The organism is Aeromonas sp. S8(2024), from assembly GCF_041403085.1.
In the GTDB taxonomy this organism is placed as follows: Bacteria; Pseudomonadota; Gammaproteobacteria; order Enterobacterales; family Aeromonadaceae; genus Aeromonas; species Aeromonas dhakensis.
Genome location: NZ_JBGLRF010000002.1, coordinates 715799 through 732133 on the forward strand (window position 1 = coordinate 715799; position 16335 = coordinate 732133).

The window sequence follows — 16335 nt, forward strand, 5'->3', positions numbered from 1 at the left end:
GCCAGGAGTCAGTGGCCGCTGGCGCCCAGCACCAGCACTGTCCCCAGGGTGGCCAGCAGGGTGCCGGCCCAGGCGGCGGCGGACGGCCGCTCGCCCGAGTGCCACCACAGCAGTGGCAGCAAGATGACGGGGGTGGTGGAGGAGAGGATGGCCACCATGCCCACATCCCCCTGTTTCAGGGCCACCAGGATCAGCGTCATGCCGAGCGCCATGGCGAGGAATCCGTTGAGGGCTATCATGCCGAAGATGCGACGGTTGATGGGATGCAGCGGCTTGCTCAGTGGCAGCCCGGTCATGCGCAGGGCGCAGTGAGCCAGCAGGGCGCTGCCCATCCTGACGCCGGAGGCGCTGACCGCATCGACGTCGCCGCCCATCATCACCGGTTTGGCGATGATGGCGCCCAGGCTCTGGCAGAGGGCGGCGGTCAGCCCTAGCGCGACCCCGGCCGCCAGGCTGCCCCGTATTTTCTCCCATTCGCTGCCGCTGCTGCGCCGACCAAACAGAATGGCCAGCATGACGCCGACAAACACCAGCATGGCGCCGGCCAGCCGGGAACCGGTCAACTGCTCGTTGAACAGCCAGAGCCCGAGCAGCGCGGAAAACAGCGCATGGCAAGAAAACAGCAGACCGCTGCGACGGGGACCCAGCCGGTTCATGCAGGCGTAGAGGGCGGTATCGCCGATGAAGATGCCGATGAGGCCCGAGATGGCCAGCAGGGGGAGGGCACTGCCCGAGAGGGTATGCCAGCCGCCGGTCAAGAGACTCATGCTGCCGAGCATCAGGCTGACCAGGCACATCCGCCAGCGGCTGTAGGCAAATGGCCCCAGATGGCGAGCTGGTTTGACGGAAATCAGGGCCGCCACTGCCCATAAACTGGCCGCTGCCAGCGCCAGCCACTCATACCCCATAAAAACTCCTGAAAAAAATAGCCCGAGAGACTCCATCTCTTGGGCAAGCCCGATACAATACGGGGCGTCTTCGGGGATAACAAGCGCGGCATCATGCATTCGTATCCAGGCGCGCCGCCGGCCTTCCCCCTTTCCTGAAATAAGTGCATTGAACGAGGTTTATGTCATGGTTTACCGCTTAGTACGCCGGCCGGCACCACGCTGGCTCTCCCCCTTGCTGCTGGGGCTGCTGCTGACCCCGCCGCTGCAGGCGACCACGGTATCCCAGGATCCCGCGTTGTCGGATCGCCAGACCCTGGTCAAGGGCAATGGCGCCGAGCCCGAATCCCTCGACCCGGCCCAGATCCGCTCCGGCTTCCCCGGTGAAGTGGTGCTGGTGGACCTGTTTGAAGGGCTGGTGAGCGAGGATGGCCAGGGCCGGATCGTGCCGGCCCAGGCCCAGCGCTGGGAGACCAGTGCAGACGGGCTGGTCTGGCGTTTCTTCCTGCGCTCGCAGCTCAAGTGGTCCAACGGTGAGCCGCTCACCGCCGCCGATTTCGTCTATGCCTGGCGCCGTCTGCTGGACCCTGCTCAGGCTTCCCCCTCTGCCGGCCTGCTGCTGGCAACCGGCATCAACAATGCCCAGTCCATCTACGCCGGCGCGCTCGATCTCAACACCCTGGGGGTGGAAGCCGAGAGCGAGCAGATCCTGAAAGTGACGCTGGAGCGGCCGGTTCCCTACTTCCTGCAACTGATAAGCCAGCGCCCCTTCGTACCGGTCAACGAGAAAGCCATCAGCCAGTTCGGCAAGCAGTGGACCCAGCCCGGCAAGCTGGTCAGCAACGGCGCCTACAAGCTGGTGAACTGGGTACCGAACGAGCGCATCGAGGCGGAGCGCAACGTGCAGTACTGGGATGATGCCCACACCCGGATCCAGCGGGTGACCTATCTGCCGCTCGCCTCCCAGCATGCCGAACGGCTGCGCTACGAGGCGGGGGAGATCCAGCTCACCAACAAGGTGGCGCTGGAGTATTACCAGAAAACCAGAGAGGCAACCCCCGAGCGGATCTGGGGTCTGCCGCTGCTGGGTACCTACCTCTACACCTTCAACCTGCGCCGCCCTGAACTGCAGGACGTGCGGGTGCGTCAGGCTCTGGCCATGACCATCGACCGTCACCTGCTGACCGAAAAGGTCAGCGGGCAGGGCGAGCAACCCGCCTGGTCGCTGCTGCCCGGCATGCCGGGCTACGAGGCGCTGAGCTCCCCCCTGGCCCTGCAGGATCAGCCGAGCCGGCTGGCCAGGGCTGCGGCGCTACTGGCCCAGGCGGGCTATGACAGTCAACATCCCCTCAAGTTGACGCTCACCTACAACACCTCTGAGAATCACAAGAAGCTGGCGCTGGCCGTCGCAGCCATGTGGAAGCCGCTGGGGGTCGAAGTGACGCTCAACAACATGGAGTGGAATGCCTATCAGGTGGCCAAAGACAGCGGCGATTTCATGCTGGCCCGATCCTTCCTGTTCGGGGATTACGTGGAGCCCTCAGCCATGCTCAACAGCTTCCGCTGCCAGGATCCCCAGAACGAGAGCGGTTACTGCAACCCCGCCTTCGACGGCCTGCTGCAACAGGCGGCCGATACCCTGGATGGCAATGCCAGGAGCGGGATCTACCACCAGGCAGAGCAGTTGCTGATGGACGAGATGCCGGCCATCCCCGTCTATCACTACAACCAGATGCGACTGGTGGATCCTACCCTGCGCGGCCTGCCGGTGCAGAACCTGAAGGGGGCGATCGCCACCAAGGATCTCTACTTCAGTCAGCAGTAAGGAGCTCGCCATGAAGATTGCCATTCTTTCCGACCTGCACGGCAGCCTGAGTGCGCTGGAGCAGGTGCTCGGCCAGCTCGCCCCCTGGCAGCCGGATCACTATCTGCTGCTCGGTGATCTGCTCAATCACGGCCCGCGCAACCCGGTGCCGCCTGGCTATGCTCCCGCGGCCGTGGCCGAGCGGCTCAACGGGCTGGCCTCCCGCATCATGGCGGTGCGTGGCAACTGTGATTCGGAAGTGGATCAGATGCTGCTGGATTTTCCCATCACCGCCCCTTACAACCAGTTGCTGGTGGACGGCCGGCGCTGGTTCGTCAGTCACGGCCATCTCTATCAGCCTGCTGCGGTGCCGCTGCCTGCCGGCAGCCTGTTCATCAGCGGTCACACCCATCTACCCATGTTGCAGCGGGAAGGGGAGCTGGTGCTGATGAACCCGGGATCCATCTGTTTTCCACGCGGCAACCTGGCGGCAAGTTATGGCCGCTACGAGGATGGGGTGCTTGGCATTCACGCCTGTGCGGACAGCGAAGTACTGTTGCAGCTGGCGCTGTAAAAAAGAGAAGAGGGGATGGTTGTGCTGCGGGGCAGCCTGTCGTCGTAGCGGGGGAGGTCAGGCCTTGATGCCAATGGAGCGGGTACCGGAGCGGGTATTGCCCTTGGCGTCATAGGTCAGGGAGTTGCGATCTCGCAGCTTGCTCAGGTAGCTTGCCAGCCGGCGGTTGGAGACGATGCTGAGTTCGAGCAGGCGCCCGTTCAGATCGTTCTGTTCCTGGCAGGCATCTAGTTTCTCGCGCAGTACGCGCATCTGCTCGGGATAGGCATTCAGTTGCTGTTTCAGGTCGGGCAGCAGGGCCATGGCCTTGTCCAGCTCTTCAATATCGGCAAGCAGCTTCTGCTTGCGCTCTGCCAGCTCGGGCAGCGCCAGTGCCTGGTGCTGCTTGAGCAGGTTGAACTCCTCCTCCAGCAAGCCCTGCATCTGGGAGAGGTAGTCGTCTTGGGTGTGCAGCAGCGAAGGTAAATCCATCATCCCAGCAACTTGTCGAGGTTGGATTCAAAACTGAACATCTTCTTGGCCACAGCTTCGCTGTCGACCCGATATTCACCATTGGCCACGGCTTTCTTCAGGCTCTCGACCCGGCTTTCATTGCCGGTGGAGGCTGAGTTGAGGTTCTTCTGCATCTGTTGCAATTGCTGCGCCTCGCTGGTCAGAGAGACGGAGTCGGTCTTGACGGCCGCCGCACGGTTGTCGGAGGACGAGGTCGCTGGTTTGGTGCTGGCACCCTGGCTGCTACCGGTATTTTGCAACCGATTGTTCGCCAAGTTGTTGATATTGTTAATAGCCATAGTGTTTACCTTCGCCTGCTTTGCTGTTCGCTTACCTGTTTATCGGTGGCTGCCGTCATAACTTTAGAAAAAAAGTGATCCGAAAATACTCAGAAGGTGACCACCACGGAGCCAACTGCGTTGACTTTTCCCTGCACCGTTTTGCCTGACCGGATATTGACGAGCCTGATCATGTCTCCGAAGCTGCCATCTTGCAAGGCTCGGGCCATGGTTTTGATTTGCATGCTGCTATTTTCTGCGCTGAGGGTCACCTGGTCACCCTTGCAGATGACGCAGACTTGGCTGAGCCGGATGGGCTGGCCCGGCTTGAGTTCCCGTTTGCTGCGAACGCCGATGAGGGCCGTGGTATCGCTGAGATAGTCGCCGCGGATCAGGGTCTGATCCTGGTAAGCCTGCGTCAGCACGCTCTCGCTGAGGATGTCGCCCTTGGCCACCGGCGTGGAGACGGTCACATACGGCTTCTGTATGCTGATCCGCACCGGCAGGTAGAGATCCCAAGGCTTCTCCTCCTCACACTTGAGGTAGACGGTGGTATTGCGGCGGATCTCCATCTTGGCGGGCAGGGTGATGGACAGATGCTCTTCGCAGCGGCTCAGGGGCAGACGTTCATCGATGGAAGCGGCCTGCACCTGTGCCTGGGCGTCGAGGGGGACATCGAGCTGGCCGAGCACAAATTCCTGCGCCTTTTCTTGCAAGTAACTGGTCACCTCGGATGCCGTGGCGTGAGAAATGCCGCAAAACAGCAGTAAGGTGAGGAAAAGTCTACTAATCATTTTCGCTCGCAGGCCGATAAGTTGTTCACGTATATCACCATATTTAACTATGCTTGCTTCAGAATTCGTTCGTAGTGACATCGACAGTCTGACGCAAGCCAACACGCATGCATGATTAATGCCAAGCGTTTTTAGGGAGTGTTTATGGCCAGTATCCTGGACTCGGTCAACCAACGTACCCAGCTGGTGGGGCAAAACCGGCTGGAATTGTTGTTGTTTCGTCTCAACGGACGTCAAAGATTTGGCATCAACGTATTCAAGGTTCGTGAAGTGTTGCAGTGTCCTCCCTTGACCGTCATGCCCAAGCTCAACTCCTGCATTCGCGGGGTGGCCCACATTCGTGGCCAGACGATCTCCGTCATCGATCTGAGCATGGCAATGGGCAAGCGTCCTATCGAGGATCTGACCAAGTGTTTCATCATCATTTCTGAATACAACCGCTCCATTCAGGGCTTTCTGGTGCACTCGGTCGAGCGCATCATCAACATGAACTGGGAATCCATCCTGCCACCGCCGAAAGGGGCTGGGCGCATCAACTACATGACGGCCGTCACCGAGGTGGATGGGGAGCTGGTCGAGATCCTGGACGTGGAGCGCATCCTCAACGAGATTTCACCGGTGTCGACCGAAGTGAGCCAGGAGCTGGTGGAGGCCAGCGTAGAACACCCGACCCTGGGACGTCCGGTGCTGGTGGCTGATGACTCTTCTGTGGCCCGCAAGCAGGTGCAGCGCGCCCTCGAAGCCATCGGGGTACAGTGCGTGCTGGCCAAGGATGGACGCGAAGCGCTCAACATGTTGCTGGAGATGTCCAAAAACGGTCCCATCAAGGATCAGATCGCCCTGGTGATCTCGGACATCGAGATGCCGGAGATGGATGGATATACTTTCACGGCAGAGATCCGCAACAATCCCAATCTCAAGGACTTACATGTTATTCTGCACACATCCCTCAGTGGGGTGTTCAATCAGGCCATGGTGCAGAAAGTTGGTGCGAACAATTTCATTGCCAAATTCCAGCCGGATGAATTGGCCAAGGCCGTACAAGGCGCACTCTAATCAAGAAGAACAAACTGCATGAAGACACTTTCGGACGACTTATACAAACAATTCAGCAATTTTCTGGCGGTACAGAGCGGAATCGTGCTGGGTGACAACAAACAGTATCTGGTCAAGAGTCGGCTTTCACCCTTGATGACTCAGTTTGGTATTGAGAGTCTGTCTGATCTGGTTACTCGAGCGATGAGTGTGCGTGAGCGTGACCTGAAAATGGCAGTGGTTGATGCCATGACCACCAACGAGACCCTGTGGTTTCGCGATACCTATCCCTTCCAGCTGCTGACCGACAAGATCTTTCCCGAACTGGGCAAGAGCGGTCGGCCCATCAAGATCTGGTCTGCGGCCTCTTCCTCCGGACAGGAGCCCTATTCCATCGCCATGACGGCGCTGGAACAGCAGATGAAGAAGCCCGGCACCTTGCCAGGTGGCGTCCAGATCGTGGGGACGGACATCTCGACCACCATGCTCAATCAGTGCAAGGAGGGGGTATACGACAGCCTAGCACTGGCCCGTGGTTTGTCGCCCGAACGCAAGAAGCTGTTCTTCGAACCCCATGGTGACAACAAGATGCGGGTGGTGGAGCGTGTCAGAAAATTGACCACCTTCCGGCCCTTGAACCTGCTGGAGAGCTACAGCCTGCTTGGCAAGTTTGACATCATCTTCTGTCGCAACGTACTCATCTACTTTGCCCCGGAAGTGAAGTCCAAGATCCTCAACCAGTTTGCAGCCAGCCTCAATCCTGGCGGCTACCTGATGTTGGGGGCTTCCGAGTCGCTGGCCGGTTTGACCGACAGGTTCGAGATGATCCGCTGCAACCCCGGCATCGTCTACAAGGTTAAATGATCCCCGCTTAAATCCCTCTTTGGCACACCTCTTGCTAATAATTTCTCAAGCAGGAGGTGTGCTATGGCAATTTCATTCGACAAGGCATTTGGTATTCATCAATACACGCTGAGCGTTCGCTCCAAGCGTGCCGAGGTGTTGTCCAGCAACATTGCCAACGCGGATACCCCTGGCTTCAAGGCCAGAGACATCAACTTCTCGCAAGCATTGGAAGAGGCCCAGCAACATCAGGGCTTTGGCCTTGCCACGACCAGCGAGAAGCACTTTGCCCTGCAGATGGATGCGCCCGGCGTGACGCAGTACCGCAATCCCCTGCAGCCGGATACCGGTGATGGCAACACGGTGGACGTGCAGCAGGAGCGCAGCGAGTTCTTGCGCAACAGCCTTGAATACCAGACCTCCCTTGAATTTATGAACAGCAAGATCAGTGGCCTGCTGAAGGCCTTGAAAGGAGAACAGTGATGAGTTTGTTCAAGGTCTTTGACATTGCAGGCTCGGCCATGAGTGCACAGTCTGTTCGACTCAACACGGTAGCCAGCAACATGGCCAACGCCGACAGCGTGAGTTCCAGCGTGGAAAAAACTTACCATGCCAGGCGGCCAATCTTTGCCGCCCAGCTGGATCAGGCCATGTCGGACAAACAGGCGTCGGCCGGGGTTGAAGTGAAGGGCATTGTCGAGAGCGATGCCCCTCTGCTCAAGGAGTACAACCCCAACCACCCCATGGCAGACAAGGATGGCTTCATCTTCAAGCCAAACGTCAACATGGTGGAAGAGATGGCGGACATGATCAACGCCTCGCGCAGCTATCAAACCAACGTGCAGGTGGCCGATTCTGCCAAGAAGATGCTGCAGCAGACGCTCAACCTCGGCAAGTCCTGACAGGGGGACGCATAAATGGCAGATACAACCAGTGGTGTGAACGGTATTGGCTATACCTCCACCCAGACCACGGGCACGACCACCACTCCGAAGAAGGAGCTGGATCAGGAGTCGTTCCTGAAGCTGCTGACCATGCAGCTCTCCTATCAGGATCCGTTCAAACCGGTGGACAACGCCCAGATGCTTTCCCAGATGACGTCCATGTCGACGTCCCAGGGGATCAGCAGCCTGTCGAACCAGATTGGCAGCCTCAATACCTTGATGACCTCCAGCCAGGCGCTGCAGGCGTCGGCACTGGTGGGGCAAAACGTCTTGCTGCAGAGCAACGTCGGCTACCTGGAAAAAGATGGTTCTTTGCCGGGTGTGGTCGCAGTGGGCACAGAAAACAAGTATTCGAACGTCAAGATCACCATCGAAGACGAGAGCGGACAGGTCATCAAGGAGTTTCCGCTGGAAGGTGACCAGAAGGGTAACGTCGAGATTGTATGGGATGGCAAGGACAAGAACGGAAACCCGGCCAAAGAGGGCAAATACACCCTCAAGGCCAACGGTACCGTGGACGGTAAGTCGGAGAGTGTGCCGATCTTTGCCTACGGCAAGGTCGACAGCGTGATCCTGGGTTCGGCAAGCAATCCGACCCAGCTCAATTTGAAAGGCCTCGGTACAACAAGCTTGAACAGTATCTTGCAGATTGCAGGTACGGTGAAAACACCATCAACCACCACGCCAACAGCATCGATCTAAGGAGCTGGATATGTCATTTAACAATGCCTTGAGCGGTGTCAACGCGGCACAAAAAGATCTGAACGTTACCGCCAACAACATTGCCAACGTCAATACCACGGGCTTTAAAGAGTCTCGTGCCGAGTTTGCGGACGTCTACGCCAACTCCATCTTCGTCAATGCCAAAACCCAGGTCGGCAACGGTGTGGCAACGGGGGCGGTGGCGCAGCAGTTCCATCAGGGTGCGCTGCAATTCACCAACAACGCCCTTGATTTGTCCATCCAGGGCAACGGCTTCTTCGTGACGTCGGACGGTCTGACCAACCTGGATCGTACCTTTACCCGGGCAGGTGCCTTCAAGCTGAATGAAAACAGCTATATGGTCAACAATCAGGGCAACTATCTGCAAGGTTATGAAATCAACACGGATGGGACACCCAAGGCGGTCAGCATCAACGCCACCAAGCCGATTCAAATTCCGGATCGGGCGGGCGAGCCCAAAATGACCGAGCTGGTGGAAGCCAGTTTCAACCTGAGTATCGAGTCGAAAACCAAACCGACGTCACCGGCTGCGTTTGATCACACCAACTCCGCCACCTTTGCACACTCAACTTCCGTGACGATTTATGATTCGCTGGGTGCCCCCCACGTGATCACCAAGTATTTTGTCCGCCACGAGGATCCGGCTGCCCCGGGAACACCGCTGACCCCGGGTACCTGGAGCATGTACATGTATGAGGGGGACAAGCCCATCGACATCGCTGGTGGTTCACCCAGCCCGGCCGCAGGTGTCCCCACCGGCGTCCAGATGACGTTTACCTCCGGTGGCAAACTGGATACAGCGCTGACCGTTCCGGCAGATCCGATCAAAACCGTTACGCTTGGTACTGCGGCCGGGATTATCACCAACGGTGCCGACCCCACCCAGACACTGGAGATCCGTCTCGGTGACGTGACGCAATACAGCTCGCCTTTCAACGTCACCAAGCTGACCCAGGATGGCGCCACTGTCGGTAATCTGACCAAGGTGGAGATCACGCCGGACGGCATTGTGTCGGCGACCTACAGCAATGCGACCACGTTGAAGGTTGCCATGGTGGCACTTGCCAAGTTCGCCAATTCGCAAGGATTGACCCAGGTCGGCGATACCTCCTGGCGCCAGTCTCTGCTCTCAGGTGATGCGCTGCCGGGCACCCCCAATTCGGGTACCCTGGGCAGCATCAAGTCCTCTGCGCTGGAGCAATCCAACGTGGATTTGACCTCCCAGCTGGTCAACCTCATCACGGCGCAGCGCAACTTCCAGGCCAACTCCCGTTCGCTGGAAGTGAACAGCTCCCTGCAGCAGACCATACTGCAGATCCGTTAAGTCTGGTTGCATGCACGACAAGGGGCGCTTCGGCGCCCCTTTTTATTGCCTGTTGTTGCGGGGGATTGCGGCGGTAACTGACAAGCTTGATGGGGATTGGCATTCAAATTGCAGTTCCTCTGTCAGAGTCATCAGTTTGACGGAGGATCCCATGGATCACCTGCTATACATCGCCATGTCCGGGGCCAAGGAGAGCATGAACAGCCTGGCTGTTCGAAGCAACAACCTGGCCAACGCCAACACCACCGGCTTCAAGTCTGACTTCGAGCAGGCGCGCAGCATGCAGGCGTTTGGCGAAGGGCTGCCCACCCGGGTGTTCGCCATGGCGGAGCGGCCGGGGCAGAACCTGCAGCACGGCATGCTGATGACCACGGGGCGGGATCTTGACGTTGCCGTCGACGGCCCGGGCTGGATTGCGGTGCAGGATCCCAAGGGCGGTGAAGCCTATACCCGCATGGGTAACCTGCAGCTCAGTGCCACTGGCAATCTACAGACCTCCACCGGCCTGAACGTGGTGGACGATGGCGGCCAGCCCATCGTGCTGCCGCTGCCGATGGAGAAGATCGAAATCAACCGGGACGGCACCATCAGCGGCCGGCCGGAGGGGGCCGCCCCCAACCTGCCGGAGGAGTACCAGCGCATCAAGCTGGTCAACCCGGCAGCCGATGCGGTGGAGAAGGGGCAGGATGGCCTGTTCCGTCGCAAGGATGGCCAGAATGAAGCGGCGTCGGCCAATGTGGGCCTCATCGCCGGCTCCCTCGAGGGAAGCAACGTTAACGTGGTCGATGAAATGACCAACCTTATTCGCTTGCAACGTCAGTTCGAAACCCAGGTCAAAATCATGAAGACCGCGGAAGAGAATGACGAGGCCCAAACCCAGCTGCTGCGTATCAGCTAACCAAGGAGTTTTACATGAACCCTGCACTCTGGATCAGCAAGACCGGGTTGGATGCACAGCAGACCAATATCTCGGTTACCTCGAACAACCTGGCGAACGCCAGCACCGTGGGTTACAAAAAATCCCGGGCCATCTTCGAGGATCTGCTCTATCAAAACATCAATCAGCCGGGCGGTCGTTCGTCGGCCGACACCGAGCTCCCCTCCGGTCTGATGCTGGGGGCGGGTGCCAAGGTGGTGGCCACTCAGAAGAACCACAGCCAGGGCAACGTGCAGACCACCGACAACTCGCTGGATCTGATGATAAGCGGCCGCGGCTACTTCGAAATCCAGCTGCCGGACGGCAGCGCCGCCTATACCCGCAACGGCCAGTTCACCCTCAACGATGAAGGGACCATAGTCACGCCGGGCAACGGTTATCCGCTGCAGCCGGAAATCCAGATCCCCGAGAACGCCCAGAGCGTCACCATAGGGGAAGATGGGCAGGTCTCGGTGCAGCTCAAGGGGGATGGGGCTTCCCAGGTCATCGGCCAGATCAATACCAGCGACTTCGTCAATGCCTCCGGCTTGCAGCCGATGGGGGAGAACATGTTCGTCGAGACCCAGTCCAGCGGTGCCCCCATTCAGGGGGTGGCCGGCACGGACGGGCTTGGAGTGATCAAGCAGGGCATGCTGGAGACCTCCAACGTCAACGTGACCGAAGAGCTGGTCAACCTGATCCAGGCCCAGCGGGTGTACGAGATGAACTCCAAGGTTCTCTCGGCGGTGGACGGCATGATGTCCTTCCTGATCCAGCGCACATAAGTAGGAGGCGCACCATGAAAGCCATATGGATGCTGGGACTGATGGTATTGGGGGGCTGCAGCAGCACCCCCAATACCCCCAAGCCCGATGATCCCGAGTTTGCCCCCGTTTACGGGGAGTCGGAGCCGGTCTCGGTCAGACCGACCGGGGCGATTTTCCAGCCCGATCAGGTCAACGGCATCTACTCGGACATCAAGGCGCACAAGGTGGGCGACATCATCACCATCGAGCTGGCCGAGTCCACCTCTGCCTCCAAGAAGGCCAATACCCAGAGCGGCAAGGACAACAAGCTGACGATGAACACGGCGATGCTGGGTGGTGTGCCGGTAACGGCCGGCCCCTATGATCTGTCGGCCTCTCTTGGCCAGAATGGCGCTTTCAAGGGGCAGGCCAAGGCGGATCAGAGCAACAGCCTGCAGGGCAACATCTCCGTCAGCGTGGCCAAGGTACTGCCCAACGGCAACCTGCTGGTGCGCGGCGAGAAGTGGATCATGCTCAACAACGGCAATGAATATATCCGGATCACCGGCATGATCCGCCCCGAGGATGTGACCACGGACAACAGCGTCTCCTCCCAGAAGGTGGCCAATGCCCGCATCCATTACGGTGGTACCGGCGATCTGGCCAACAGCCAGGAACAGGGGTGGCTCACCAGCTTTTTCAATGGTCCCTGGTGGCCGCTCTAGGAGGTGTTATGAAGTCGCTCCGTCTTGTTTCCCTGTTTTGCTGCCTGTTGCCCCTGGGGATGGCTCATGCCTCCCGGATCAAGGACATCAGCTCGGTGGAAGGGGTGCGCAGCAACCAGCTGATCGGCTACGGCCTGGTGGTGGGTCTGCCCGGCACGGGTGAGAAGAGCAACGCCTTCACCGAGCAGACGTTTCGCACCATGCTGAACAATTTCGGCATCAAGGTACCGGACAACATCAAGCCGAAGATCAAGGACGTGGCGCCGGTGGCCATCCATGCCGATCTGCCCCCTTTTTCCAAGCCGGGGCAGACCATAGATGTGACCGTATCGGCCATCGGTGAGGCCAAGAGCCTGCGTGGCGGCACCCTGCTGCAAAGCTTCCTGAAAGGGCTGGATGGCAGGGTCTATGCCGTAGCGCAGGGCAGCCTGGTAGTTGGCGGGCTGGGGGCCGAGGGGGCTGACGGCTCCAAGGTGGTGGTCAATACACCCACCGTCGGCCGCATCGCCAACGGGGCCACCGTGGAGCGGGAGGTTCCGAATTCCTTCAGCCAGGGGGATACCATCACCTTCAACCTGAATCGTCCCGACTTCACCACGGCGCGCCGGCTGGCCGACGTGGTTAACGATCTGGTCGGCCCCAACACCGCGCAGGCGCTCGATGCCACCTCGGTCAAGGTCTATGCGCCGCGGGATCCGGGTCAGCGGGTCTCCTATCTCGCCACCATCGAGAACCTGGAGGTGGATCCGGCCACCGAGGCGGCCAAGATCATCGTCAACTCCCGTACCGGCACCATCGTCATCGGCAGCCAGGTGCGGCTCAAGCCGGCGGCCATCAGCCATGGCGGCTTGACGGTCACCATCGCCGAGAATCAGCAGGTGTCCCAGCCCAATCCGCTCTCGGGTGGCCAGACGGCGGTGACCAACAACTCCACCATCAATGTGCAGCAGGAGCAGGGGCGCATGTTCAAGCTGGATACCGGGGCCACCCTGGATGATCTGGTGCGGGCGGTGAACCAGGTCGGGGTGGCACCCGGCGACCTGATGGCGATCCTGGAGGCGCTGCAGCAGGCTGGCGCCATCGAAGGCCAGCTGGTCATACTGTAATCAACAAGCGGCAAGGGGTTGCCACGGGCGGCAATGAGGTAAGCAAAATGGCAGAGTTAGATAACAACGGCGGCGTGAATCTGGGCATGGTACAGGACATCCAGAACCTGGATCGCCTGCGCCAGTTGAGCCAGAGCAAGGAGGGGAAAGCGGATGCGCTGATGGCCGCCTCCCGCCAGTTCGAGTCCATTTTCACCCAGACCCTGTTCCAAAGCATGCGCCAGGCCAACCAGGTACTGACCCAGGACAGCCCTTTCAACAGCAGCTACACCCAGTTCTACGAAGGGATGCTGGATGAGCAGCGGGTCGCCGACATGTCGAGCAAGGGGGGCATAGGCCTGGCCGCCATGGTGGCCAAGCAGCTCTCGCCGGAGACCTTCACCCATCACGACGGGCGGGTGCTCAAGATGCCCCAGCGCACCGAGCGGGTCTACAAGCCCTATCAGCCGCCCACCTCCGCCGCCAACGATCTCATCTCTGTCTCAAAAGTTGGCAAAGATTTTGCTGAGAAAGAGATGCAAGGGGATACCCAGCCTCAGACAGCGCTGCATCGTACCCACCGAACCGTACCGCCCATGGGGCCGGCGGCAGAGGTACACGGCATGCGCAGTCGCAAGGCGCTGGATGATACCGCGCAGGTGTTCGACTCCCCTGAAGAGTTTGTCGACCGGTTGATGCCGCTGGCCAAGAAGGCGGCCGCCAAGCTGGGGTTGAGCCCGGCGGTGCTGGTGGCGCAGGCCGCACTGGAAAGCGGCTGGGGCAAACGGGTGATCAAGAACGGGGCGGGGCAGGTGACCCACAACCTGTTCGGCATCAAGGCCGACCCGCGCTGGGAAGGGCCCAAGACGGTGGTCAGCACCTTGGAATATGAAAAAGGAGTGGCGTCGCGCCAGAAGGCCGCGTTTCGCTCTTACGAGTCGTTCGAAGAGAGCTTCAACGACTATGTCGATTTCCTGACATCGGGCTCCCGCTACAAGGGGGCGCTGGCCAAGGTGGACAGTCCGGATCGCTATTTCGAAGCCTTGCAACAGGCTGGATACGCTACCGACCCGCACTATGCCAGGAAACTGAAACAGGTATTGCGCAGTGACGCCATTGCCGGCTACTCCGCGACCAACACGACAGAAATGGAGCTGTAAGTCATGGCAAGCGATCTGCTTGGAATTGGTACCTCGGGTGTGATGGCCCAGCAGCGACTGCTGCAGACCACCAGTAACAACATCGTCAACGTCAATAGCCAGGGCTATGTGCGTGAACGTACCCTGATCTATACCAATGCCAACGGACTCGGTACCGGGGACATGCTGACCGAGCGGGTCATCAATGCCTATGCCCAGGGGGAGGTCAGACGCGACACCTCGGCCTTCTATGCCTCTTCCACCCGTTATCAGCAGCTCGCCAACACCGACACCCTGCTGGGGGACACCAGCAACAGCGTCGGCGCCGCCATCAGCTCCTATTTCGAGGGGTTCCATACCGCCAACGAAGCCCCCGCCGACATCTCGGGCCGCAAGACCACCCTGAGCGGACTGAGTGGCATGGTGAACCGCTTTCATACCCTGTCGGCCCAGCTGGACAAACAGACCGACACCATCAACACCACCATCGGGGATGAAGCCAAGCGGGTGAACAGCCTGATCAACAGCATCAACGATCTGAACCAGGCCATCATTCGCACTCAGGGCACGCCGGAAGAGAACCTGATGCTGTTCGACCAGCGTGACGAGGCCATTCGCCAGCTCTCCGAGAAGATGGAGATCCGCACCGTACCGCAGGACAACGGCAGCATGCTGGTCAACATGAGCACCGGTCACTCCCTGGTGCTCAACGGCAGCGTTGCCCAGCTCAGCGTGGTGCCGGGCAATCCCGATGCCCGTGAGTCCGAGTTGCAGCTGGTCATGGACCCCAACAAGGTCGCCTTGAATGACAAGGACATAGGTGGCGGGATAGGGGGGCTCTTCTCTGCCCGCAACGATCTGGAGCCGGCCAAGCGCGAGCTGGGTCAGCTGGCGGCTGCCATGGCGGATGCCATGAACCAGCAAAACCGGTTGGGGATGGATCTGGACAACGAGCTGGGGGGGGATCTCTTCTCCCTCGCCACGAGCGATGGCCTGCCCTACAGCCAGAACACCGGCAACGCTGCCGCCAAGGTGAGTTTCGTGCCCGGCAAGGGGACGGAAGTGACCACCTTCGACTACGAGGTGCAGTTCAGCAGTGCCACCGGCTACGAGGTGTTCTCGGTGGACAAGGATGGCAACCGCACCTCGCTGGCCACCGGCACCACGCCACCCGCCACCGTGCAGGTGGCGGGGCACGGCATCCAGTTCGATCTCTCCGGCACGCCGGCGGCGGGGGACAGGATCCTACTGCAACCCACCAAGCGGGCGGCAGCCGGGCTGGACCAGCTGGTGACCCGGGCCGAAGATCTGGCGCTGGCATCGCCGCTCAAGGCGGATAAAGGTAAAAACAACTTCGGTTCGGGCGAGATCAAGCTCACTGGCATTACCAATACCGGCGCCGGTTCCGGCTTTGGCACCAACAGCCTGGATCCGGCCTCACCTCAGGTGGTGAAGATAGATGGCAGCGGCAATTACCAGGTCTATGCCGCGGACGGTACCACCCTGATCGGGGTTGCCCCCGCCTCCAGCCAGGGGCAGAACCTGATGGCGGCACTCGAGAATCCGCTGGGGGGCCCCAAGGTGTATGCCACTCCGACCCAGACCCCGGGTTATGAGTTCAGCATCACCGGCAAGGTGGAAGCCAATGACAGCTTCACCCTGAGCTACAACACCGACGGCTTTGCCGACAACGCCAACGGCCTGGCGCTGGCCGAACTGCAGAACAAGGACCTGGTGCGCAAGAGCAGCAACGCCGGCACCAGCAACGACAAGATGACCTTCAACGAGGCCTACTCCAGCCTGGTGACCGGGGTGGGCAACACCACCAGCCAGGCCAAGAGCCAGCTCAAGGCCGATGAAACGAAATTGACCCAGAGCAGGGGGATTTTCGAGAGTGTCTCCGGCGTCAGTCTGGAGGAGGAGGCGGCCAACCTGATCCGCTATCAGCAGTCCTATGCCGCCTCCGCCCAGATCGTCAGCACCGCCAAGACCATCTTCGACACCCTGCTGTCATCAGTGAGGTAAC

The 16335-nt window shown here is 59.9% G+C and carries 18 protein-coding genes; 14 read left to right on the top strand and 4 right to left on the bottom strand.

Annotated features, from left to right (window positions below; genetic code table 11):
- Positions 1–8: 8 nt before the first annotated feature.
- The gene (locus ACB031_RS07830) at positions 9–908 is read right to left on the bottom strand and encodes a DMT family transporter (RefSeq protein WP_017786258.1); all 900 of its coding nucleotides are present in this window, start codon (positions 906–908) and stop codon (positions 9–11) included.
- A 166-nt stretch (positions 909–1074) separates the two neighbouring features.
- Here ACB031_RS07830 and ACB031_RS07835 point away from each other — a divergent pair, with 166 nt between their 5' ends.
- Positions 1075–2712: a peptide ABC transporter substrate-binding protein gene (locus ACB031_RS07835; RefSeq protein ID WP_371139319.1), complete on the top strand. Its 1638-nt coding sequence runs from the start codon at positions 1075–1077 to the stop codon at positions 2710–2712.
- Between the two features lie 10 nt (positions 2713–2722).
- Positions 2723–3265, top strand: a complete 543-nt coding sequence (gene yfcE, locus ACB031_RS07840) for a phosphodiesterase (RefSeq protein WP_371139320.1) — start codon at positions 2723–2725, stop codon at positions 3263–3265.
- A 57-nt stretch (positions 3266–3322) separates the two neighbouring features.
- Here yfcE and ACB031_RS07845 read toward each other — a convergent pair whose 3' ends face one another.
- From ACB031_RS07845 to flgA, 3 genes are all read right to left on the bottom strand, one after another.
- Positions 3323–3739, bottom strand: coding sequence for a flagella synthesis protein FlgN (locus ACB031_RS07845; protein ID WP_010633463.1), 417 nt, complete (start codon positions 3737–3739; stop codon positions 3323–3325).
- Positions 3736–4056, bottom strand: coding sequence for a flagellar biosynthesis anti-sigma factor FlgM (flgM, locus tag ACB031_RS07850; protein ID WP_005302771.1), 321 nt, complete (start codon positions 4054–4056; stop codon positions 3736–3738). Before flgM ends, ACB031_RS07845 begins: the two co-directional genes overlap by 4 nt.
- Positions 4057–4145: 89 nt before the next feature.
- Positions 4146–4751 carry a flagellar basal body P-ring formation chaperone FlgA gene (gene flgA / locus ACB031_RS07855; RefSeq protein WP_279700548.1) on the bottom strand — a complete coding sequence of 202 codons (606 nt, stop codon included), beginning with the start codon at positions 4749–4751 and terminating at the stop codon, positions 4146–4148.
- Positions 4752–4973: 222 nt separating this feature from the next.
- Between flgA and ACB031_RS07860 the strand changes: the two genes are divergently transcribed.
- The 12 genes from ACB031_RS07860 (at position 4974) to ACB031_RS07915 (ending at position 16334) form a co-directional block, all read left to right on the top strand.
- Positions 4974–5885, top strand: coding sequence for a chemotaxis protein CheV (locus ACB031_RS07860; RefSeq protein WP_005302769.1), 912 nt, complete (start codon positions 4974–4976; stop codon positions 5883–5885).
- Positions 5886–5903: 18 nt separating this feature from the next.
- Entirely contained in the window at positions 5904–6728 is an 825-nt protein-coding gene (locus ACB031_RS07865) for a protein-glutamate O-methyltransferase CheR (RefSeq protein WP_005302768.1), read from the top strand.
- A 63-nt stretch (positions 6729–6791) separates the two neighbouring features.
- Positions 6792–7190 (top strand): flagellar basal body rod protein FlgB, encoded by a 399-nt coding sequence (flgB, locus tag ACB031_RS07870; protein WP_005302767.1) that lies wholly within the window; start codon positions 6792–6794, stop codon positions 7188–7190.
- On the top strand, positions 7190–7609 hold the full coding sequence (gene flgC, locus ACB031_RS07875) for a flagellar basal body rod protein FlgC (RefSeq protein WP_005302766.1): 420 nt from the start codon (positions 7190–7192) through the stop codon (positions 7607–7609). The genes flgB and flgC overlap by 1 nt, the downstream gene beginning before the upstream one ends.
- Before the next feature lie 15 nt (positions 7610–7624).
- Entirely contained in the window at positions 7625–8353 is a 729-nt protein-coding gene (locus ACB031_RS07880; protein ID WP_005302765.1) for a flagellar hook assembly protein FlgD, read from the top strand.
- A 10-nt stretch (positions 8354–8363) separates the two neighbouring features.
- A complete protein-coding gene (gene flgE / locus ACB031_RS07885; protein WP_005302764.1) occupies positions 8364–9698 on the top strand; it encodes a flagellar hook protein FlgE in 1335 nt (444 codons plus the stop codon).
- Between the two features lie 151 nt (positions 9699–9849).
- Entirely contained in the window at positions 9850–10596 is a 747-nt protein-coding gene (flgF, locus tag ACB031_RS07890) for a flagellar basal-body rod protein FlgF (RefSeq protein WP_005302763.1), read from the top strand.
- A 14-nt stretch (positions 10597–10610) separates the two neighbouring features.
- Complete coding sequence (gene flgG, locus ACB031_RS07895) at positions 10611–11399, top strand: flagellar basal-body rod protein FlgG (RefSeq protein WP_005302762.1); 789 nt, start codon at positions 10611–10613, stop codon at positions 11397–11399.
- 14 nt (positions 11400–11413) lie between these two features.
- Positions 11414–12085 (top strand): flagellar basal body L-ring protein FlgH, encoded by a 672-nt coding sequence (gene flgH / locus ACB031_RS07900; RefSeq protein WP_005302761.1) that lies wholly within the window; start codon positions 11414–11416, stop codon positions 12083–12085.
- A gap of 8 nt (positions 12086–12093) precedes the next feature.
- Positions 12094–13191, top strand: coding sequence for a flagellar basal body P-ring protein FlgI (locus tag ACB031_RS07905; RefSeq protein WP_371139321.1), 1098 nt, complete (start codon positions 12094–12096; stop codon positions 13189–13191).
- 47 nt (positions 13192–13238) lie between these two features.
- Positions 13239–14330, top strand: coding sequence for a flagellar assembly peptidoglycan hydrolase FlgJ (gene flgJ, locus ACB031_RS07910; protein WP_371139322.1), 1092 nt, complete (start codon positions 13239–13241; stop codon positions 14328–14330).
- A 3-nt stretch (positions 14331–14333) separates the two neighbouring features.
- Positions 14334–16334 carry a flagellar basal body rod C-terminal domain-containing protein gene (locus ACB031_RS07915; RefSeq protein WP_371139323.1) on the top strand — a complete coding sequence of 667 codons (2001 nt, stop codon included), beginning with the start codon at positions 14334–14336 and terminating at the stop codon, positions 16332–16334.
- The last annotated feature ends 1 nt before the right edge of the window (position 16335 follow it).

Coding starts and splice junctions, on each gene's coding strand:
- ACB031_RS07830 (WP_017786258.1), bottom strand. CDS start 908: ATGGGGTATGAGTGGCTGGCGCTGGCAGCGGCCAGTTTATGGGCAGTG.
- ACB031_RS07835 (WP_371139319.1), top strand. CDS start 1,075: ATGGTTTACCGCTTAGTACGCCGGCCGGCACCACGCTGGCTCTCCCCC.
- yfcE (WP_371139320.1), top strand. CDS start 2,723: ATGAAGATTGCCATTCTTTCCGACCTGCACGGCAGCCTGAGTGCGCTG.
- ACB031_RS07845 (WP_010633463.1), bottom strand. CDS start 3,739: ATGATGGATTTACCTTCGCTGCTGCACACCCAAGACGACTACCTCTCC.
- flgM (WP_005302771.1), bottom strand. CDS start 4,056: ATGGCTATTAACAATATCAACAACTTGGCGAACAATCGGTTGCAAAAT.
- ACB031_RS07860 (WP_005302769.1), top strand. CDS start 4,974: ATGGCCAGTATCCTGGACTCGGTCAACCAACGTACCCAGCTGGTGGGG.
- ACB031_RS07865 (WP_005302768.1), top strand. CDS start 5,904: ATGAAGACACTTTCGGACGACTTATACAAACAATTCAGCAATTTTCTG.
- flgB (WP_005302767.1), top strand. CDS start 6,792: ATGGCAATTTCATTCGACAAGGCATTTGGTATTCATCAATACACGCTG.
- flgC (WP_005302766.1), top strand. CDS start 7,190: ATGAGTTTGTTCAAGGTCTTTGACATTGCAGGCTCGGCCATGAGTGCA.
- ACB031_RS07880 (WP_005302765.1), top strand. CDS start 7,625: ATGGCAGATACAACCAGTGGTGTGAACGGTATTGGCTATACCTCCACC.
- flgE (WP_005302764.1), top strand. CDS start 8,364: ATGTCATTTAACAATGCCTTGAGCGGTGTCAACGCGGCACAAAAAGAT.
- flgF (WP_005302763.1), top strand. CDS start 9,850: ATGGATCACCTGCTATACATCGCCATGTCCGGGGCCAAGGAGAGCATG.
- flgG (WP_005302762.1), top strand. CDS start 10,611: ATGAACCCTGCACTCTGGATCAGCAAGACCGGGTTGGATGCACAGCAG.
- flgH (WP_005302761.1), top strand. CDS start 11,414: ATGAAAGCCATATGGATGCTGGGACTGATGGTATTGGGGGGCTGCAGC.
- ACB031_RS07905 (WP_371139321.1), top strand. CDS start 12,094: ATGAAGTCGCTCCGTCTTGTTTCCCTGTTTTGCTGCCTGTTGCCCCTG.
- flgJ (WP_371139322.1), top strand. CDS start 13,239: ATGGCAGAGTTAGATAACAACGGCGGCGTGAATCTGGGCATGGTACAG.
- ACB031_RS07915 (WP_371139323.1), top strand. CDS start 14,334: ATGGCAAGCGATCTGCTTGGAATTGGTACCTCGGGTGTGATGGCCCAG.